Source organism: Flavobacterium sp. KH_035 (assembly GCF_057839565.1).
On record NZ_CM174492.1, the window covers coordinates 4,264,495 to 4,288,056 of the forward strand.

General features: G+C 37.1%; 11 protein-coding genes. 4 read left to right on the forward strand and 7 right to left on the reverse strand.

All coding sequences use genetic code 11. The features are described from left to right. Position 1 precedes the first annotated feature (1 nt). The 5 genes from AC3IS6_RS17505 to AC3IS6_RS17525 all read right to left on the reverse strand — a co-directional run bounded on the left by AC3IS6_RS17505 (position 2) and on the right by AC3IS6_RS17525 (position 7,831). Positions 2 to 2,572, reverse strand: coding sequence for a hypothetical protein (locus tag AC3IS6_RS17505; RefSeq protein WP_489161237.1), 2,571 nt, complete (start codon positions 2,570 to 2,572; stop codon positions 2 to 4). A 516-nt stretch (positions 2,573 to 3,088) separates the two neighbouring features. After that, complete coding sequence (locus AC3IS6_RS17510; protein ID WP_489161238.1) at positions 3,089 to 3,802, reverse strand: hypothetical protein; 714 nt, start codon at positions 3,800 to 3,802, stop codon at positions 3,089 to 3,091. A gap of 817 nt (positions 3,803 to 4,619) precedes the next feature. After that, positions 4,620 to 5,300: a hypothetical protein gene (locus AC3IS6_RS17515; protein ID WP_489161240.1), complete on the reverse strand. Its 681-nt coding sequence runs from the start codon at positions 5,298 to 5,300 to the stop codon at positions 4,620 to 4,622. A gap of 115 nt (positions 5,301 to 5,415) precedes the next feature. Beyond that, positions 5,416 to 6,333, reverse strand: coding sequence for an N-acetylmuramoyl-L-alanine amidase (locus AC3IS6_RS17520; protein WP_489161242.1), 918 nt, complete (start codon positions 6,331 to 6,333; stop codon positions 5,416 to 5,418). 661 nt (positions 6,334 to 6,994) lie between these two features. Next, a complete protein-coding gene (locus tag AC3IS6_RS17525) occupies positions 6,995 to 7,831 on the reverse strand; it encodes a hypothetical protein (RefSeq protein WP_489161244.1) in 837 nt (278 codons plus the stop codon). A 1,264-nt stretch (positions 7,832 to 9,095) separates the two neighbouring features. Between AC3IS6_RS17525 and AC3IS6_RS17530 the strand changes: the two genes are divergently transcribed. From AC3IS6_RS17530 to AC3IS6_RS17545, 4 genes are all read left to right on the forward strand, one after another. After that, the gene (locus tag AC3IS6_RS17530; RefSeq protein ID WP_489161246.1) at positions 9,096 to 18,575 is read left to right on the forward strand and encodes an HYR-like domain-containing protein; all 9,480 of its coding nucleotides are present in this window, start codon (positions 9,096 to 9,098) and stop codon (positions 18,573 to 18,575) included. A 142-nt stretch (positions 18,576 to 18,717) separates the two neighbouring features. Further along, positions 18,718 to 19,635, forward strand: coding sequence for a PorP/SprF family type IX secretion system membrane protein (locus AC3IS6_RS17535; protein ID WP_489161248.1), 918 nt, complete (start codon positions 18,718 to 18,720; stop codon positions 19,633 to 19,635). A gap of 11 nt (positions 19,636 to 19,646) precedes the next feature. Continuing rightward, positions 19,647 to 21,581, forward strand: coding sequence for an OmpA family protein (locus AC3IS6_RS17540; RefSeq protein ID WP_489161250.1), 1,935 nt, complete (start codon positions 19,647 to 19,649; stop codon positions 21,579 to 21,581). A gap of 80 nt (positions 21,582 to 21,661) precedes the next feature. Next, complete coding sequence (locus tag AC3IS6_RS17545; protein WP_489161251.1) at positions 21,662 to 22,144, forward strand: hypothetical protein; 483 nt, start codon at positions 21,662 to 21,664, stop codon at positions 22,142 to 22,144. A gap of 225 nt (positions 22,145 to 22,369) precedes the next feature. Here AC3IS6_RS17545 and AC3IS6_RS17550 read toward each other — a convergent pair whose 3' ends face one another. After that, positions 22,370 to 22,780 carry a hypothetical protein gene (locus tag AC3IS6_RS17550; RefSeq protein WP_489161252.1) on the reverse strand — a complete coding sequence of 137 codons (411 nt, stop codon included), beginning with the start codon at positions 22,778 to 22,780 and terminating at the stop codon, positions 22,370 to 22,372. 171 nt (positions 22,781 to 22,951) lie between these two features. After that, positions 22,952 to 23,497: a hypothetical protein gene (locus AC3IS6_RS17555; protein WP_489161254.1), complete on the reverse strand. Its 546-nt coding sequence runs from the start codon at positions 23,495 to 23,497 to the stop codon at positions 22,952 to 22,954. Positions 23,498 to 23,562 lie beyond the last annotated feature (65 nt).

Below are 23,562 nucleotides of genomic sequence, written 5' to 3' on the forward strand. Positions count from 1 at the left end.
TTCATTCTATTTTAAAATTGTATCCTACTCTTACATAACCAATACCCCATGGTATTTTAAATTTATCAGAAGTCCCCGTTAAACTATTTAAATCAGGATCTGTTGCCATAGCATTAATTTTTATCTGAAATAAATGCTCCGGATTTGGCATAAATCTTTGATCCAAAGGTGTCTCCGGAATGGTATCTTTATATAAATCAAAAGTTACAGCCAATGATTTTGCAGGAAGAACTAGCGTTTGTTCTTTGAGCTTCGTATTCGTAGACGTATTCCAAAGCGATATATTGTATTCAAAACAAGTCACAGGATTTGGCGGATTTACGGGAATCACATGAACCGAAGCCCAGCTGATATCAATAATTCCTAATTTTTTTTGCTGTTCTGTTACCCATATTTTTTGAAGATCAATAGTTTTGGGAATAGGTACCGGTGTTTGTAAAATAGGTGTATTTACCGTTGCTTTTCCGGGATTATTGGATGAATACGATTCTCCATTGTAATTGAAATACGCTTTGACAGTTATAACTACAGCTACACCGTTTTGAAATTCTTCTCTTTGTAAATTTTGTGTATATGAGCTTCCTGTATCATTTCTGGCAATTCTTCTAGATTTTGTGATTTCCGAATATGCCCAACTCATGATATAATAAACCTCTCCTCCTCCCGAATCTTTACCGGGAATATCATCCCAACTCACTTCTATATATTTATCAATTCCATTTTCCTGATAGTATGCAGCCGCCATATTATCAATTGCAAGTAATTCGTTTTGGATTCTATTTGTGTTTTCTTCTTTTTGTCTTTCTGCCTCCGATTTCTTTCCACTCAATGCATCGACAAGCCATTTAACTGCGCTCGCAATCGCGGCTAGCACACCAATTGCCGCAGCTACAGCTTCTGCTGCTGCGACTAGTGTATTTCCGGCAACAGACTTCAATAAATCTTCAAAAGCTTTTTTCAAAACTTCTCTGCCTACTTTACACGCCAATCTACAGGCCTGACTTTCTGTTACATTTTTAATTGTAATAAAAGTGAAAAATTCTGTTATCTGGGCTTTATTATTCCAAAGCCCTTCAGCTAACTTTTCACTACTGGCAATTAACGAATCGCATATTGCTTCAGCCAGGTTATCAAAATTTGTTGGGATTTTAATTTCAAAATCAATCGGACTGAATGTAATATTTGAAACTGATTTTCCTACAGCAGCTATTTTATATGTTCCTTCTACAGATATTTGTACATATCCTTTTTTACTTGATGATCCTGGTGTAAATTTCAGATCATAAGAAGTTGTAATAAGTTCATTAAATGCTAAATCAACCAATTCACCACATTTCTCCGCACATTCATCTTTTGAAGCATTTGCGAAATCCTTGATTTTTTTTCCCCAATCCATTGCCTTGGAAAGTGCATCCTGGTTAAATGGAAATTTGGTTATTCTAAATCCTCCAGTTTTTTTCCAGGCAAATCCAAGTCCTGGATTTCTTTGGCCTATTATAGTTCCCTGATAGGTAAGATCTCCGCTAAATTCATTCGTCTTATTTGAATATGTAAAATCAAAATCTAAAATTTCAGGAGTTTCAGAATCCGGAAAAAACTTCAACCCTCCAAATAGTGTGATTGATTTTGTATTTGAAACTACAAGCAATCCGGGTCCTGTAGCAGAAGTAATACTGGTACTTTTTTTTATCACCTCAACCAATCCAAATAATTTGATACTTTCTGATTGTGCTGAAATGCTAAATGTATCATTCACGATACTCATTGCTACCAAAAAGTTGGTATTCACAATCTCGATATCCAGTTGATCTAAGTTAAAACCCTTATTAAAATGAATTGGAAAAAGTGAGCCGTCTTCTTCTACATTTTGAAACGTAAAATCTGAAGATGCTTTATAGAGCCGAATAGGTTTGTCGGGGGCTTCAGGTTTAAAAATTGGTAAAAATGTCTTTACCTCAGCTGGTATGGTTATAGAAATTAAATCTTCTATAATTCCGGCCGGGTCTATTTCTTTAGTAATAAAAAGACTCAATGCATAATTTCCTCCAGAAGCAAAATAAAAATTTCCAGAACCAAAAGTAATCGGATCAGTACTCGTTCCGCTTGGTACATAAGAAATATCTGTTGACACCGATACGCTTGTATCCCATTCTTCATCCTTCTTTGGTGATACTGGTGAAATTTTAACAGATCTATTTAATGCTAATTTTAGATTGTCAAAACTTAGTGCATTATTGCTAAGTCCAAAAGGATTTGGAAGTATTACTTTAGACTCGGCATAAAACCTATAATTTTTTTTATCCTTGGGGGAAAGTACAGCACTCCCGCCAAAAGAATTGAATGTGATATCAGGAACACTTTCTGGAAGTGTTAAATTAAAATTAGACAGAAATCGATTTATAAGATTCCTGATACTAATTGGATTGTCGAAAAAATTAACTTCTCCTGAAAATTTTGTAAGCCCTGTTGCGGAATCTTTGACTCCCATCAAAACCAACTCGTACCGATCTATCATTAAGATGATGGTCGTACCTATAACCCATACTTTTATATCAGGTGAATTTTCTGCCATGTTTTATTAATAAAGCCTATTCGTATATAAGGAGATATTTCATTCTACTATCAAAATCAGGCATGTGATTGTATCCTGAACTATTATATCTTCTCACATTTTACTGCAATTGGACCTTCATTAAAGAAATCTTCAGATGCTGCTCCACCTATATTGTGAACCATTTGATGAGTGCCAAGGATATTGAAATAGTCTTTACACTCTATTTTGTTATTTTAATTCCGTTTTTCATTTGTTGGGTTTACTTATTGTATTGATAGAACTAACCCACACCCAACCAACCAGGCCGCTCCAATTGTTTGAGATTTTGAATTAGATTAGTCTTCATTCACCTGAATACTTTTCAATTATGATAAACAATGGCATAGTAGAGATATATTCTCAAACCTTCAGAATAGTATAATACAAGTTTATTTTGTTTTAAATTTTCTGAAACTGGTCTTTCCCATAATCTCGATTTATAAATTATAGCCTCTCATGTTAGGTTATCTAACAGGAGGCTATTTTTATATCATCTTAAAGTGAACCATTTGTGCGTTTAAGAACCAATCCCATTTTAGATACTGATAAATGAGGAATTATATTGTTTAAAGGATTTGAAGCAGGTATATCCAATGAAATACTTAATGTGAAAAGATTGTTTCCTAAATCCACAATTAATTGATAGATATTTAAAGATCCGCTAATAGGCGATCCATCCGGATAATTTTCGGGAGGATTTAAACCTAATGATGTTGCAAAAGTCTTGATATCATCATAAGTAATGGTAATAGGATTATCGGCAGATGCCGGTAATTGATAAATTTTGGAAGTCGCACCTGCAAATGTATTTTTTGTCAATGTGTATTCCTGATTTCCAATTTTAATGGTTAAGGTAGGACCTATAATCCAGTATATTTCTTTTCCCCACTCACTATTATCAGGACCCGAACCTGTAGCTGGAATTGCCTTAACTTCGGCTATGTAATCCTTTAATTTTACCGCATCTGCATTGGTTCCAAAAGTAAATACCACCTGATGTTTGTCAACAACTATAGTTGGTGCGCCTGTTTGCACTACTGTTGGTACAATAATATCATTCGGATTACCTTTATTTACAAACTGGTAATTAAAAGTAGTTCCATCAGGATAATCCGGGTCAGTCTTAGTCCATGTAACTGTTACTGTTAATTCTGTGGTGCCACTAGGTGTTTCTTTACCTATTCCGGCCGGAGTAGTTAATTGTGCCATAATCTTATTTTAGCGAATCTTATCTATGTAAAAGAATAAAGTAAATGGCTTCTCAAAAAAAATACCATTAAAAATTACTACGAGGACGTTTTTGTTCTATGGATAATCCCGAATGCAAATTCTACCCTTTACTAAACACACCTTTTATCTTACTTCTTTTACAAAAAAAAACATTCTATTGATTTTTTCCTACTCTGTTTAATATAGGCTTTTCAGATTCCGCCTTTTTATCAAAAAACTAGTTATTTACTTGACTAATTTATTCTGCACTATATTTTTATATTGGTTCTGTTGCATCTCCCGGATTTAACAGACATAAATGAAAAGTTCAAAAATCATAGGGCTAACTTCTATAATGATTTAACAATAGTCATCCCTAATTCGTCATTTGATTCTTCCTAAATACTTCAACAATTTCTATTCTCATAAAAGCACATTTGGCAAATTGAAAATTTTTAGAGCTCTAAACATTCTCCGTCTCTATTTGAGAAGCTGATGTTTTTGATAAAAGTAGGTTGACTCTGTAGTACAAACTAAAAAAATGGCATGAGAGCCATTTTTTTATGTGTAGGAAACCGGAATAACAGTACAAGAGCGTTTTTTCGCTCTTGGAAAGGTGCTGTCACGAAATCGTGAAAATCATATTTCAAAAGTAGACTTTATACAAAACCCCAATAGAATTGTTCCTGTCGGGGTTTGCATTTTTGTGATGTATTAGCTAAACGATAGTGTGCGTTGTATTAATTTAAAGTATCAGTTGAGTCTCCTCTTGTAATCTCATTTTTTTAGTCAAGTATCAACCCAAGCTACATAAAAGTTATTCTTTCAAAAAGATTTTACCATCAAGTTTAAATACCTTTGATTGCATATGTTCTTCAAATTGAAATTGAAATGATTTACGACCAATACTCTTTTTATTTTGAAGAAAGTCAATATGTATTGTGCCAAATTTCGTCTCAGAATTTGTATTGGTAACCATACCAACAACAGTTACCTTCAGATATTTATTATCTTCCAAATTTAAATCTGGTATCGTAATTTCTTTGCTTGAACCATCTAAATCAAATTCAGAGATTCTTTTACCATTTAAATTATCGATCACAACTCTTACTTTTCCAATATTTCCATCTCCAATTACAGCAGTAACCTGAACAGGAGTATTTTTATTGATAACTGGAATATCAAATGATGATTTAAAAATCTGATTTGTAGTAATCGGAACTTTTTCAATCAGATCTTTTTTAACTTGAGACTTTAATTTTACTTCTGAATATTGATTTATAACATCTATTGCCCAGATACGAATGTTCTTATTCGCTTCTTCAGGTTTTTCTTTGAGAATCTGAAGAGATAATTCTACAAATTTAACTTGTATTTCTCTTTCTTTTAGACTTTGCGAATAAATATGTCCAAGAGCACCTATTACTACAGGAATAACAATAACACTCATAAAATTTGATATTGCCTTAAACTTTTCCCAATTATTAATTTTACTCATTGCTTATAGTTTGGTTCAAGTACCTCTTAATTTATATTACACTTTCTCCATACCTGTAAAACTTGAAAACAATATCAAATTTTGCAAGCATAATTTTTAAATAGAAATAGTTAACTTAATTCTTAGGTTTTAAAAGACTTGAATGTATCCAACCTTCTATTTTAATACTGTGTTTCCAATCCTTGATGTCTTTAATATCATTCACGAGATAAACTTTAGACCATTGTCCAAAGGTTTCAATTAATCCCACTTCATAGCCATTTTTTAGCTTACGGATCGAACTTGAAGTTTTGTCTGGTTTTGTTCTAAACTCGGCAACTCCATCAGAGGCAGAGTCAACAATAAAAATCTTTCCTATATTATCCGTTTTTCCAAAAACATTAATTTTAAACTCATCCCAAGGAAAAGCAGGTCCCGGATCCGGTTTTCTTGCCGGTGAAATATCGTCGTGTCCCACTACAAAGGATAATTGATACGTATCAATCAACAGTTTGCTCAATTTGGAGACTGCTGCTATTTGGGCGTCTGTATATTTAAACCAATATTGATTTTCTTTACTGTCCCAAAATTTATGTTTGTGTTTCAATTTTACAATTCTGTCTTTTTCTGACGCAGGATATGTTTTATAACTAGGTGTTCCGTCTTTGTTTTCTCCTACTCTTCTTCTGAAACTACCATCTGTCAATTTTTCACAGAATCCGGGATTTACAATTTCAATACCAATAGCATACTCATTCATTCCGGTTCGTCCGTCCCAACTGCTGTAGCCGGCGTGGTTGCATCTGGTGTTAAATGGAGCAAGCTGCGTAATCGTTCCGTCGAGATCAATTACAATGTGAGCACAAATTCGGTCTGTATTTCCTTGTGCCGCTGTTTGCTTAAACCAGGTTATTGCCCCCGATGCTTTATCGCCTGCCGTGTAATGTATGATTAAATATTTTGGCGAAATTTGATATTGAAAATTCGAGGTAGGATCTTTTACTATTTTTTCTGCTTGGCTTTCCTGAACAAGCCAGTTTTTGTCAATTTTCATAAGGATTTGTTTTTTTAGGGTTTGAAATAAGATAGTTTTTAAACAATACCTTCAATTTGCATTTACGGATGATAAAATCACAAATACGAACCTCTTTACGCATAAAATCAATAGGTCGAAGTCATTGTTTAGGATTAAAAATGAGTAGTAGCGTTCGTTGCTTATCGTTTTATAAGCAACATCATTCAAAACATTAAAGCCTATCAAATATACTGACAATCAATATTTTACAAGCAAGTGTTTATACGTGATTTAAGGAACACATTTGCCGCTGAATTAATTCAAGTTCTGATTTTACTTTTCAGGTAATTCATTCGTAATTCAGTTCTTTGCGGTTGGGCTTTTGCCCTTTCAGGGCGATATTTATCATGAATTTAGATTATAGTGCGTTGCACTATACTATAGCTTTTAGGCTTTCAGCCTGCTTGGTTTTAGAGTTTTAGTTGTAATCCGGTATTACTTTGAAGTAAGTACATACTAGTATTAAATTGCGATTTACTCGGCTAATTGCTCTGAAAGAGCTTTAGCAATAGCATAGTGCAACGCACTATCAATAGTGATTCGTATTGTTTACGCCCTGAAAGGGCAAAAGCCTAATCGCAAAGAGAGTCGCTAATCGTTTCTGAATGTTATTTGTAGAGAAAACACAATGTTTCTTTTATTAGTTAGAAGTCCACACTTCAATTTGTCCCTTAGGAACTAATTTTTGATATTTCGGAGTAATTGAATTAACAATCTTGTATTTGTCTTCTAGTATTTTGTTTGCCTCTTTAGCAAGCCTTTCATCTTCCGGATGGAAGTATTTGATAATATTGCCGAATTTTCCGTTAACCTTATCAATTCCCGGTGCAGCCCATTGATTGTCCTTAAATTTTTGCTGCGCCTCTTCTACCTTTTTAATATCTATATCTGATGTATATTGAATATATACTATCTTACTGAGTACCGAAGTCAGGAGTGTTGATTTTAGGGTATCTAACACCTGATAAACAGGTTCTTGAGTCTTAATACTTGAGCCAGATAGATTTTCTTTCGGAGGAACATACATATTTTTATCATACACATACTTATCCTGAATACTATTCCATTTTTTAATATCATATTTTATTAAAAAATCTTTTGGAACTTTATAGGACAATTCATCTAGGTTAATACCGTTTTTTTGTTTGTTTAAAAGCAGGGATTCCGCAAACCCCACTAACATTTCCCTATCCTGAGGAGTCAGAACTCCTTCTTCGGCACTATTTCTCAAATATCTTTCCAGTGTCAATAAAGCCAGGTCTGACCTGATAGTACCTGTCATTGAAGTCTCTAGCGTAAATTTTTCAATAAGATCACCAAGCATCTTATTTTCATTAATTCTTTTCTCAAAAGTGGCTACCTTATCAGACATTATTGAAGTCTGATAACCTACCAGAGACGTAAAAACTACTAGTACCGTAGTAGACAGAAATGTGCCTATCGCAGCTAATTTATCCCAGATATCCTTATTTTCCATTGTACTTTTATTTAATAGTTAAAAAAAATAAAATCATACTCAACTGTGGTTAACTGTCAAAATTGTATGTAACGTTTAAAAAACCAAGAAGATTAGAATTCAAAAAATCTTTAGTCAATTGCATCCGTAATTTGGTATTGTGAGTAATAGTTTCATGATTCTTCATTAGCTAATAAAATTTTAATTTTTTTATTACTTTAATTTCTTCGACACTGCTTGTTCAGAATTTTTAAAGAGTAAAGCACATTTCTTAATTCTGACTTACTAAGCTCATTTTATTTACTTTTATTAGGCGGAAGTAATGCTAATAAAAAACGAAAATCCTCATGTACATTAACAACTTAAAACACTGTATATCTTTAGATTACACTACACTAAGGTACGCCCAAAAATAGATGCAATCAATACGTACTTATACGCCTTTTTTATCAGATGGGAAAAATGTATTTATGTGAGTACAACAAAAAGGGTTGCCTAATATTAGGCAACCTTCTTTTTTCTCCCAACAAATGCGGATATTCTTCTCCCGAATCCGGATAAGAGGCCGAATAATCGGTTATACTTTATGGAGAAATACTCGTCTCTCCTAAATCATTATGAGCCCTTTTAGAAATAGGATTTGCATAGTCTACTTTAGTGCTTTAGATAGTCTAACAAAATGTCGAAAGAACGATACTCGAGCATGAGTACTTCCCTTCATAATTGTAATGCAACTTAAACCATGTATCTTCCTTTCAATTGTATAATAAACTGCATTTTGTCTATAATAAATGTATTACATCGATTTCCCCCCGCATCATAAAAATACACAACCAACTGATTTTCAATATATTAAATTCTTAAAAAAAATACTGTTTTGAACAAATATTCTTTTATAAAAATGTTAAATTAAGGAAACTGGGATACCTGTTTTTTGTTTTTTTAGGGAAAAAACCTCGTTTCAACGACTTTTTAAGTTGTTCAAAGAAAAAAGAAAAATATTAAAAACAGAGTATATAACTTTGATTATGTTAAAAAAGTAAATGTTTCATAAATTTTAAATTAAAAAAATATGAAAACAAAAATACTCCGCTCCTACAGACATCTTAGTTCTGTTATTTTCGACAATAAACAGTTATTCACAAACGAACCTAAAGTTTAGCTTAGGCGAATCAATCGCTTTTAAATATTCAGATTGTCTTTTTAAAGACATATTTCTCCCAACTTTTCTCTTATTTCAATTTTAATAAGAAATTAATTACTGGTTTATTTAAAAATAAAGATTATGAAAAAAATTACTCTTATTCCGTTTTTTACTTTTTTTATATTATTGTTTTCTACTGTAGTTGGTTATTCACAAAATACTAATATTACATTTGATAATACAAGTGCTTCATTGACAACGACTCCTGCTTGTTCTCTTTCACAATGTAATGCTCAGGATGTTACTTTTGGGAGTGTTTATCTAGGTGATAACGTTGGAAATGTAGCCACTTTGGCCTATGTTTCAAATCCTGTAAACGGCTTGTACATATGGGTTACTATTGCCTCTAATAGTTCTAAATACGATTTGATGTTTCAATTTGACTATTTAGTTGGCGGAGTTCGAAAAAATTTCGATAACACTAACTTTGTTGGTGCCGTAACAGATAGGTTAACGATTAAAATTAGAGGAAGCATAATTACGGCAGGGTCCAAATACCGAATGGCTCAAATTACAAACTATACTGCAGGTCAATCCCTTGAGTTAAAAAACATTTACTTAGGATGGGAAACAAGCGGACAGGCTATTACGCCTTCTCAAAGTCTTTCACTGATTACTTGTAATCCTCCTAAATGCAGTAGTTCATATTCAGCTGGGATAATTATAAAAACACCTCTTTTTGCCGATTTTTCTATTACTAAAAGCTGTGATGGAGGTTCTTTCCAAAAGGTAGTTTATGCCAGTACTTCAACAGGAGTTGAACCAAACACTAATTATAGCTGGTCATTTCCAGGTGCTGCGACAATTTCGCCGGTTAGTTTAACAACAATAGGTCCATATACTGTGACTTATTCTTCCGCTGGTCCATTTTCTGCTAGTTTAACAGTATCAGACCCTACAAATCAGGTTATACCAAATACTAAAACAGTTAACAATATTACTGTAACTGCATGTTGTACGACACCGGTAATAACTGCAATGACTTCTACTATATGCAGCGGAAGCACTTTTACCGCTACTCCGGCCAATGGAACCAACGGAACAGTTCCCGCTGGTACCACCTATAGCTGGGCAGCCCCAAGCGTAATTGGAATTTCAGGAACTGCGGCGGGAAGCAATGCTGCAAACATTAGTGGAACCTTAACCAATACAACCAATGCGCCAATTAATGTTGTTTACATCGTTACCCCGACATCAGGAACCTGTACAGGAAGTACTTTTACAGTGACAGTTACAGTAAATCCGAAACCTGCACTTAATAACATAACCGCGACCAGTATATGCAGTGGAGATACTTTTACCACTACTCCAGCCAATGGAACCAACGGAACAGTTCCAGCTGGTACCACCTATAGCTGGGCTGCTCCAAGTGTAATTGGAATTTCAGGAACCGCAGCGGGAAGCAATGCTGCAAACATCAGCGGAACATTAACCAATACAACCAATGCACCGATAAATGTGGTTTATACTGTTACTCCAACTTCGGGAACCTGTACTGGAAGTACTTTTACAGTGACAGTTACAGTAAATCCGAAACCTGCACTTAATAACATAACCGCTACCAGTATATGCAGTGGAGACACTTTTACCACCACTCCGGCCAATGGAACCAACGGAACAGTTCCAGCTGGTACCACCTATAGCTGGGCTGCTCCAAGTGTAATTGGAATTTCAGGAACCGCAGCGGGAAGCAATGCTGCAAACATCAGCGGAACATTAACCAATACAACCAATGCACCGATAAATGTGGTTTATACTGTTACTCCAACTTCGGGAACCTGTACTGGAAGTACTTTTACAGTGACAGTTACAGTAAATCCGAAACCTGCACTTAATAACATAACCGCTACCAGTATATGCAGTGGAGACACTTTTACCACCACTCCGGCCAATGGAACCAACGGAACAGTTCCGACTGGCACTACTTATAGCTGGGCAGCCCCAAGCGTAATTGGAATTTCAGGAACCGCAGCGGGAAGCAATGCTGCAAACATCAGCGGAACATTAACCAATACAACCAATGCACCGATAAATGTGGTTTATACTGTTACTCCAACTTCGGGAACCTGTACAGGAAGTACTTTTACAGTGACAGTGACGGTAAATCCATTGCCTGTATGTTTAATTACCGGCTCAGATGGCCCGCTTTGTCCATCCTCAACAGCTAATAGTTATTCAGCACCAGCAGGTATGAACAATTATACTTGGTCAATTTCAGGAAATGCTACCATTAGCGGTAGTCTATCTGGGCAAACAGTTTTAGTAACTGCAGGGGCTAATTGCAGTGCTTCCTTTACGCTAACTGTAGTAATCAGAGATATCAATGGTTGTGAATCGACATGTACCAAAACAATTAATGTTCAAGATATCACCCCACCAACATGGACAACTGCTCCAACTGCATTGGATGTAACTTTAGAATGTAGTGATACCGCAGGTTTGACAACCGCGCAAGCCAATGCACCAATAGCTACTGATAATTGCGGAGGAACTGTGAGTTACACCAAAATTTCTGGGGCTTTTGTCGCCGGAAACTGTATAAACTCCGGAACTTATACCAATACTTGGACGGCTACAGATGTTTGTACCAATGTATCGACTGTGTTTACTCAAACAATAACCATACAGGATACTACCGCGCCAACATGGACAACTGCTCCAACTGCACTTGATGTAACTTTAGAATGTAGTGATACCGCAGGTTTGACAACCGCGCAAGCCAATGCTCCAATAGCTACTGATAATTGCGGAGGAACTGTGAGTTATACCAAAGTTTCTGGGGCTTTTGTTGCAGGAAACTGCATAAACTCCGGAACTTATACCAATACTTGGACGGCTACAGATGTATGTACCAATGTATCGACTGTGTTTACTCAAACCATTACCATACAAGATACTACCGCGCCAACATGGACTACGGCTCCAGCTGCATTGGATGTAACTTTAGAATGTAGTGATACCGCAGGTTTGACAACTGCTCAGGCCAATGCACCAATAGCTACTGATAATTGTGGAGGAACTGTGAGTTATACCAAAGTTTCAGGTGCTTTTGTTGCCGGAAACTGCATAAACTCCGGAACTTATACCAATACTTGGACTGCTACGGATGTATGTACCAATGTATCGACTGTGTTTACTCAAACAATAACCATACAAGATACTACAGCGCCAACATGGACAACTGCTCCAACTGCACTTGATGTAACTTTAGAATGTAGTGATACTGCCGGTTTGATAACTGCTCAGGCCAATGCACCAATAGCTACTGATAATTGTGGAGGAACTGTGAGTTATACCAAAGTTTCAGGTGCTTTTGTTGCCGGAAACTGTATAAACTCTGGAACTTATACCAATACTTGGACTGCTACGGATGTATGTACCAATGTATCGACTGTGTTTACTCAAACAATAACCATACAAGATACTACAGCGCCAACATGGACAACTGCTCCAACTGCACTTGATGTAACTTTAGAATGTAGTGATACTGCCGGTTTGATAACTGCTCAGGCCAATGCACCAATAGCTACTGATAATTGTGGAGGAACTGTGAGTTATACCAAAGTTTCAGGTGCTTTTGTTGCCGGAAACTGTATAAACTCTGGAACTTATACCAATACTTGGACTGCTACGGATGTATGTACCAATGTATCGACTGTGTTTACTCAAACAATAACCATACAGGATACTACCGCGCCAACATGGACAACTGCTCCAACTGCACTTGATGTAACTTTAGAATGTAGTGATACCGCAGGTTTGACAACCGCGCAGGCCAATGCTCCAATAGCTACTGATAATTGTGGAGGAACGGTGAGTTATACTAAAGTTTCTGGGGCTTTTGTTGTAGGAAACTGCATAAACTCCGGAACTTATACCAATACTTGGACCGCTACGGATGTTTGTACCAATGTATCAACTGTGTTTACTCAAACCATTACGATACAAGATACTACCGCGCCAACATGGACAACTGCTCCAACTGCATTGGATGTAACTTTAGAATGTAGTGATACTGCCGGTTTGACAACTGCTCAGGCCAATGCGCCTGTAGCTACTGATAATTGTGGAGGAACAGTGAGTTACACCAAAGTTTCAGGTGCTTTTGTTGCAGGAAACTGCATAAACTCCGGAACTTATACCAATACCTGGACGGCTACAGATGTTTGTACCAATGTATCGACTGTGTTTACTCAAACCATTACAATTCAAGATACTACCGCGCCAACATGGACAACTGCTCCAACTGCATTGGATGTAACTTTAGAATGTAGTGATACTGCCGGTTTGACAACTGCTCAGGCCAATGCACCAATAGCTACTGATAATTGTGGAGGAACAGTGAGTTACACCAAAGTTTCAGGTGCTTTTGTTGCAGGAAACTGCATAAACTCCGGAACTTATACCAATACCTGGACCGCTACGGATGTTTGTACCAATGTATCAACTGTGTTTACTCAAACCATTACGATACAAGATACTACCGCGCCAACATGGACAACTGCTCCAACTGCATTGGATGTAACTTTAGAATGTAGTGATACTGCCGGTTTGACAACTGCTCAGGCCAATGCACCAATAGCTACTGATAATTGTGGAGGAACAGTGAGTTACACCAAAGTTTCAGGTGCTTTTGTTGCAGGAAACTGCATAAACTCCGGAACTTATACCAATACCTGGACCGCTACGGATGTTTGTACCAATGTATCAACTGTGTTTACTCAAACCATTACGATACAAGATACTACCGCGCCAACATGGACAACTGCTCCAACTGCATTGGATGTAACTTTAGAATGTAGTGATACTGCCGGTTTGACAACTGCTCAGGCCAATGCGCCTGTAGCTACTGATAATTGTGGAGGAACAGTGAGTTACACCAAAGTTTCAGGTGCTTTTGTTGCAGGAAACTGCATAAACTCCGGAACTTATACCAATACCTGGACTGCTACGGATGTATGTACCAATGTATCGACTGTGTTTACTCAAACCATTACGATACAAGATACTACCGCGCCAACATGGACAACTGCTCCAACTGCATTGGATGTAACTTTAGAATGTAGTGATACTGCCGGTTTGACAACTGCTCAGGCCAATGCGCCTGTAGCTACTGATAATTGTGGAGGAACAGTGAGTTACACCAAAGTTTCAGGTGCTTTTGTTGCAGGAAACTGCATAAACTCCGGAACTTATACCAATACTTGGACCGCTACGGATGTTTGTACCAATGTATCGACTGTGTTTACTCAAACCATTACGATACAAGATACTACCGCGCCAACATGGACAACTGCTCCAACTGCATTGGATGTAACTTTAGAATGTAGTGATACTGCCGGTTTGACAACTGCTCAGGCCAATGCTCCAATAGCTACTGATAATTGTGGAGGAACAGTGAGTTACACCAAAGTTTCAGGTGCTTTTGTTGCAGGAAACTGCATAAACTCCGGAACTTATACCAATACTTGGACCGCTACGGATGTTTGTACCAATGTATCGACTGTGTTTACTCAAACCATTACGATACAAGACACTACCGCTCCAACATGGACAACTGCTCCAACTGCACTTGATGTAACTTTGCAATGTAGTGATACCGCAGGTTTGACAACCGCGCAAGCCAATGCGCCTGTAGCCACTGATAATTGTGGAGGAACGGTGAGTTATACCAAAGTAAGCGGTCAATTTCAAGGAGGGAATTGTGGAAGTACAGGAACTTATACCAATACCTGGACTGCAAATGATGTTTGTAACAACACCTCAACAGTCTTTACTCAGATAATTACTGTTCAGGATACTGCTATTCCAACCTGGATTACACAAGCAGGAACATTAGATACTACATTACAATGTAGTGATGCTGCGGGATTAACAGCTGCACAAAATCAAGCACCTATTGCTACCGCAAATTGTTCAACCGTCACTTACACCAAAACGAGCGGGCAGTTTGTAGCTTCAGGGTCTTGCAGCAATGCCGGTACCTATACCAATACTTGGGTTGCCGTAGATAATTGTGGTAATACTTCCGGTACTTTTACACAAGTAATCACTATTGAAGACACTACCGCTCCAACATGGACTACGGCTCCAGCCGCATTGGATGTGACTTTAGAATGTAGTGATACTGCCGGTTTGACAACTGCACAGGCCAATGCGCCAATAGCTACTGATAATTGTGGAGGAACGGTGAGTTACACCAAAGTTTCAGGGGCTTTTGTTGCAGGAAACTGCATAAACTCCGGAACTTATACCAATACTTGGACCGCTACGGATGTTTGTACCAATGTATCGACTGTGTTTACTCAAACGATTACAATTCAAGACACTACCGCACCAACATGGACAACTGCTCCAGCCGCATTGGATGTAACTTTGCAATGTAGTGATACCGCTGGTTTGACAACCGCACAGGCCAATGCACCAATAGCTACTGATAATTGTGGAGGAACGGTGAGTTATACCAAAGTTTCAGGTGCTTTTGTTGCAGGAAACTGCATAAACTCCGGAACTTATACCAATACTTGGACCGCTACGGATGTTTGTACCAATGTATCGACTGTGTTTACTCAAACAATAACCATACAGGATACTACAGCGCCAACATGGACAACTGCTCCAGCCGCACTTGATGTAACTTTGCAATGTAGTGATACCGCAGGTTTGACAACCGCGCAAGCCAATGCGCCTGTAGCCACTGATAATTGTGGAGGAACTGTCAGTTATACTAAGGTAAGCGGTCAATTTCAAGGAGGGAATTGTGGAAGTACAGGAACTTATACCAATACCTGGACTGCAAATGATATCTGTAACAACACCTCAACAGTCTTTACTCAGATAATTACTGTTCAGGATACTGCTATTCCAACCTGGATTACACAAGCAGGAACATTAGATACTACATTACAATGTAGTGATGCTGCGGGATTAACAGCTGCACAAAATCAAGCACCTATTGCTACCGCAAATTGTTCAACCGTCACTTACACCAAAACGAGCGGTCAGTTTATAGCTTCAGGGTCTTGTAGCAATGCCGGTACCTATACCAATACTTGGGTTGCCGTAGATAATTGTGGTAATACTTCCGATGCTTTTACACAAGTAATCACTATCGAAGATACTACCAAACCAACCTGGACTACTCTAGCGGGAAGCTTAAATAAAACCATTCAATGTAGTGATGCGGCAGGTTTAGCTACTGCTCAAGCCAGTGCACCTGTAGCAACCGATAATTGTGATAGCGATGTGACCAATATTGTTAAAACCAGTGGTCAGTTTGTAGCTTCTACATCATGTGGAAACTCCGGAACCTACACCAATACCTGGACCGTTAAGGATAATTGTGGCAATACTTCCGATACTTTTACACAGGTAATCACTATCGAAGATACCACCAAACCTACCTGGACCACTCTGGCCGGAAGTTTAGATATTACGATCCAATGTAGTGATGCGGCAGGTTTAATTGCTGCTCAAGCCAATGCACCAGTAGCTACCGATAATTGTGATAACGATGTGACCAATATCGTTAAAACCAGTGGTCAGTTTGTAGCTTCTACATCATGTGGAAACTCCGGAACCTACACCAATACCTGGACCGTTAAGGACAATTGTGGTAATACTTCCGATACTTTTACACAAGTAATCACTATCGAAGATACCACCAAACCAACCTGGACTACTCTAGCGGGAAGTTTGAATAAAACCATTCAATGTAGTGATGCGGCAGGTTTAATCGCTGCGCAAGCCAGTGCACCTGTAGCAACCGATAATTGTGATAACGATGTGACCAATATCGTTAAAACCAGTGGTCAGTTTGTAGCTTCTACATCATGCGGAAACTCCGGAACCTACACCAATACCTGGACCGTTAAGGATAATTGTGGCAATACTTCCGATGCTTTTACACAAGTAATCACTATCGAAGATACTACCAAACCAACCTGGACTACTCTAACAGGAAGCTTAGATATCACAATCCAATGTAGCGATGCAGCAGGTTTAATCGCTGCGCAAGCCAGTGCACCTGTAGCAACCGATAATTGTGATAACGATGTGACCAATATCGTTAAAACCAGCGGTCAGTTTGTAGCTTCTCAGTCTTGTGGAAACTCCGGAACCTATACCAATACATGGACCGTTAAGGATAATTGTGGTAATACTTCCGATACTTTTACACAAGTAATCACTATCGAAGATACTACCAAACCAACCTGGACGACTCTAACCGGAAGTTTGAATAAAACCATTCAATGTAGTGATACGGCAGGTTTAACTACTGCGCAAGCCAGTGCACCTGTAGCTTCCGATAATTGTGACAACGATGTGACAATCGAGAAAACTACAGGACAATTTGTACGCTCTGCTACTTGTGCAAATGCCGGAACCTATACAAACAGTTGGGTAGCAAAAGACAATTGCAACAATATTACAGATACTTTCATTCAGGTGATTACGATCGAAGATACCAGCAAACCAGTCTTTAATGGAGCCCTTCCGGCGAATATTACAGTATCATGTGATAAAGTTCCTGCACCGGCTAATATAACAGCATCAGACAATTGTAATGCTAATGTGCCGGTAGTTTATACTGAAACAAAAAACAGTATTGAAAATGAATGTAGTACCAATTATATTCTAACCCGAAAATGGACTGCCAGCGATTGTTCCGGAAACACAACTTCCTTTACTCAGGTAATTACTGTTAAGGATACCACTCCTCCAACAGGAACAATTCCAGCAGATGTCACTTTACAAAACATAGCGGATATTCCTGTTGCCAATACGAGTGTCGTAACCAATACTGCAGATAATTGCAGCCAGGCTGTAACGGTAACAGTAAGTGATTCTAATAATGGAGGCACTGGCTGTGGAAACACTCCTTATATCTTAACAAGAACATACACTTTATCCGATTGTGCGGGTAATAAAACAATACTCGTGCAAACCATAACCGTTATACATGAAATTGTTTCGACAGCTCCTTTTGCAATAGAAGCCTGTAATGCCGATACTTCAACGGTTAGTTTATTAGGTCCGCTGCCTAGAAATACTTCTACAACCGGTACCTGGATTGATACCAATAATACCGGTGCGCTAAATGGCAGTGTTGTAACTACTTTTGGGCTTCCGATTGGTAACTATTCATTTGAATATCAAATAAAAGACGAAGCCTGTCCAAGAAGTTTAGTGGTAAACCTTACGGTTAATGATGATTGCAAAGTTTTGGCTTGCGGAACAATACTGGTTCATAACGCATTCTCTCCTAATAACGACGGTATAAACGACCGATTTGTTATCGACAATATTGACGCCACTACCTGTTATCCTGACAATAGTGTCGAAATATACAACCGTTGGGGAGTATTAGTATTCGATACTAAAAACTACAACAATACCACCAATGCTTTTGATGGCGTTTCAAGAGGAAGAACAACAATAAGCCAGTCAGATGGCCTTCCAACGGGAACTTACTTCTATATTCTTAATTACACCTCCGTAGATGGAAATGGTGCAATAAAAGTGAACAAAAAAGATGGATATTTATATCTTTCCAGATAAGCAGATACCATCCTGATTACATATTTGATCAGTTATCAGGATGGTTTTCAATTGAAAAATTCATGTTCTAGATTCCAGAATTCAATCAACTTATCTTTTAAGATTCAAAGGGCAATAACAATACTTAAATAATATACCTACTATGAAAACAAAACTATTTTCTTTCGTTTTGGTGTTTACCGCTATAGTAAGTTATGCACAACAAGATGCACAGTTTACACAATACATGTACAACACCATAAATATCAATCCGGCATATGCGGGCTCGCGAGGAGCATTGAGTATATTCGGTTTATATCGTACCCAATGGGTTGGACTTGACGGAGCACCGGAAACCAGTACTTTTTCTGTAAATACTCCAATAAACAATAGTAATCTGGGAGTTGGAGTTTCGCTGGTCAATGACAAGATTGGACCTACAAATGAAAACACTTTTTCCGCTGATCTTTCGTATACAATACAAACATCCGCAGATTTTAAACTTTCATTTGGAATTAAAGGTTCTGCTAATTTTTTTAATCTCGATGTTACTAAATTAAACCCGGAAAGTCAAGGTGATCCGCAGTTTCAGGACTTGAACAATAAATTCTCGCCCAATGTAGGAGCTGGAGTCTATTGGCACTCTGATAAGGCTTACATTGGTTTATCAGTACCAAATTTTATCGAAACCAATCGGTATGATGATAATGATTATGCGATTTACAAAGACAGAATCAATTATTATTTAATCGCAGGATATGTTTTTGATCTGGACAAATACCAATACATCAAATTCAAACCCGCTTTACTCACTAAAATGGTTCAGGGGGCACCACTTCAGGTAGACGTTTCAGCCAACTTTATGTTTATCGAAAAATTTGTGGTAGGTATTGCTTACAGATGGAGCGCCTCGCTTAGTGCTATGGCCGGGTTTCAGGTTAGTGATGGTTTGTACATAGGATATGGTTACGACCGTGAAACCACAAACTTAAACAATTACAATTCAGGCTCGCATGAAATTTTCTTGCGCTATGAATTCTTTAGAAAAAATAGTAAAATGACAACTCCTCGTTTCTTCTAAAATTTTTTATCATGAAAAAATATATACTCCTTTGCACCACCATAATAAGTGTTTTTTTATCTAACAGTTTTGCGCAACAGGGTAAAATTGTTTCCGGAGACAAAAAATACGATAACTATGCCTATATCGATGCAATAAAAACGTATGAAAGGGTAGCCGAAAAAGGATACCGATCTGAAGATCTGTTTAAGAAGTTGGGAAACTCCTTTTACTTCAATTCACAATTTGAACAAGCTGCCAAATGGTATGGCGAATTATTTGCCATGAATACCGAGGCAGAACCTGAATATTACTATCGATACGCACAGGCATTAAAATCTACCGGAAATACAGCCAAAGCCAATCAGATAATGGAACTGTTCAATAAAAAGTCAAAAAATGATAATAGAGCCAAACTGTACGAAAGCAACAAAAATTATCTCGATAAAATAAAAGCCAATTCAGGACGCTATACGATCGAAAATGCCGGAATAAACAGTAAATACTCCGATTATGGAACGGCTTTCTATCAACACAAAATTATATTTGCCTCAGCCCGCGATACCGGTAATTTTAGTCAAAGAATTCATAAATGGACCGGTGAGCATTTTACAAATTTGTATCAATCCGATATCGATGAGAATTTTAATCCAAATGCTCCCAAAAAATTCAAATCCAAAATAAACACCAAATTCCATGAGTCGACTCCTGTTTTTACAAAAGATGGAAAAACCGTTTATTTTACGAGAAACAATTACATAAATGGTAAAAAAGGAAAAAATGAAAGCAAAATTACTTTAGTAAAAATATACAAAGCTACATTTGAAAACGACGAATGGACCAATATAACAGAGTTGCCTTTTGACAGTAATAATTACAGCACGGCACATCCTGCTTTAAGTCCCGACGAAAAAACACTTTATTTTGCATCGGATATGCCGGGATCAATGGGACAATCTGATCTTTACAAAGTAAATATTAACAGCAATGGAGATTTTGGCGTTCCTGAGAATTTAGGCCCTGGTATTAACACCGAAGGAAAAGAAAGTTTTCCCTATGTAAACGATCAAAATGAAATTTACTTTGCTTCAGACGGGCATCCCGGACTTGGAGGTTTGGATGTCTTTGTGGGGAAACTAAGCGCTACGGATGTAAGTAACATTCAAAATCTTGGAGCCGACGTCAACTCTCCGAAAGATGATTTTTCCTATATAATCGACAGTAAATCGAGAAGAGGTTTTTTTACCTCCAATAAAGATGGCGGACAGGGTTCTGATGATATTTATCAATTTTTAGAAAGAATACCCTTGACCTGTATTCAGGAATTGTACGGTACAATAACCGACCTGGCTACCGGAGAAGTATTGCCCAATACCAAACTAAGTTTATACTCAGACAGCTTTAAAGTAATAGCAACCGGAAACTCTGATGCAAACGGAAATTATACCTTTCCTGTCGAATGCGGACTAACCTATTTTTTAAGAGCTGAAAAAGAAAAATATTACACCAAAGAAGAAAATGTTACAATCGCAAAAGAAAACGGAAGAACTAACTTATCTATAGCGCTAGAAAAATCAGGCTGTGAAGTAACCATTGGTGATGATTTAGGTAAGTGTTTTGGCATTAAAATGATTTATTTTGATCTCGATAAATCAAACATTCGTCCGGAAGCGGCTTTAGACCTAGAAAAAATTCTTGATGTTTTAAACCAGTATCCAAAAATGAAACTAGACATCCGCTCGCATACAGATAGCCGTGCCACATTTCAATACAACGAAGCCCTATCTGACAGAAGAGCCAAATCTACCATACAATGGCTAGTTAAAAATGGTATAGCACCACAGAGATTAACAGGTAAAGGATACGGTGAAATTGAACTTGTAAACAAATGTTCGGATGGAGTGCCTTGTACCGAAGAAGAGCACCAAATGAACAGACGTAGTGAATTTATTATTACGGCTTTATAATAAAAATGTACCACCAATTAATTTTAGGTTCGATTTTTGTTTTACTTTAGATTCTTAATAATTTAATACAATTTAAAATCATGAAATCACTAAAATACTTCTTTATTGCAATGACATTCATTGCCGTAAGCTCTTTACAGGCACAGGTATCTGTTAATGTAAATATTGGAACACCTCCAGCATGGGGTCCGGCGGGTTATACAGATGTCCGTTACTATTATTTACCGGATCTCGAAATGTACTACGACATTAATGCATCCAACTACATTTACATAAGTAATGGAAAATGGATCAGAGCTAGAAATCTTCCACGAAACTATAGAAATTATGACCTTTATAATGAATATAAAGTGGTACTAACCGATTACAGAGGCAATTCTCCATATGACAATTATAAAACTCACAAAGTAAAATATGGTAAAGGTTTCAAAGGTAAACCACAAAAAACAATTGGTCTAAAACCGGGGAAAGGAAACAATAAAGAATATAAAGATAATGGGCACGGAAATGGAAAAGGAAATGGAAATGGGCATGGAAAAGGACATGGAAATGGCAAACACTAAATTATAAAGAGTAAGAAGGCACTTGATAAGTGCCTTCTTTTATTTAAATACTCTATTGGTAATATCATTACTAAAAGATTCTAGAATAAAAATTCATGCGCATCGATCTCGAATTAGATAATCGTACAATTGTCGATTTTATAGACCCGTAAACCTCTAAAATCTTTTATAACAAAAAAGGCTGTCTCTTGCGAGAACAACCCTCTTTCTTTTGCCAAGAAACTGTTACAAAGTAGCTTTATGAGCGGTAATAGCACTGATAAACTCTTCCACTTCCTCCAGCTCGTTGTTGATACGCTGCAAATCCAGTTCTTTTTGTAACAAGGCCACTACCCCATAGCTTACTTTTCGGTTTTCGAGTAAGAACTTTTTATATTCTAACTTCACCTTCTTTTTAAGCTCTTCTTCCTTAGTTGATCCTTCGGGTAGTACGCCAAGTACAACTTCTACTGCCTTTAGTTCGGCAACTACCCCCTTAAGTATCGCTTCAACTTCTATAGAAGAAGTCTCAAACTTAGTGGTCTGACGATCTTCAGAAAGCTTTTTAAAAGTTAATTCTGCTTTCTCTTTCCCTGCCCACGTTAATAAAGCATCGCAGTCTGCTGCTTCTGTAATTCTTTTAATTGAATACGCCATGTTTTTTACAATTTTTAAGGTTAATACTACAATAGTAATAAAAATCACGATTCAATTTTTATGTCAGAATTATTTTATAAAAATTTTAACTTTTTGTAAGAAAAAAGTAGATTATCTACTATTAATTATCCCCTAACCAATCATCTAAAATCAAAAAACGTTACTCAAAAATCATAAATCTTTTTGTTCTAAATTCAATAGTCGCTCTCTCAGCTTCAGTTCTTCTTGCTGCAGTACCCATAGTTTAAGAATAAACTGCTCCTGAAGGTCTACACCATTTTTATTAATATCTTTTTTTGCATTATTTTCAATAACCTCCAAAACCTTATTTTCCTCTTTTCCGGTTTCCTGCTCTTTGCCTGCCAGAAAATCTGTTAGTTGCAAAGCAATAAGGGCCGCCTCGTATTTTTTCTGATAACTCTCGAGTTTAGCCGCCGTAACCTGTTGTTTGTATTTATTGGTGATTAATTGCTCTTCTAAAAACTTTTTTGTTTTTGCTTTCTGAGTTTCGATATGCTCAAAATTATGCTGTCTGGACGGATTCAATTGCTGGGCAAAAGCAAGCATTTCGCTCAATTTTAGTTTGGCAGCCACAGGCAAATCACGTTTTCCTAATGTATACATCGACCAGTTGCTGCGTGTAACCTGCAACAGCATGGCCATATCTTCCTGTTTGATCCCTAAAAGTTCTCCTATTTGCTTTTCCTTTTTCATCATTACAATTTTATGGGTTGCTGCATGAATAGCTGTGGCAATTTTATTATTTTTAAAAAATTTGCCAC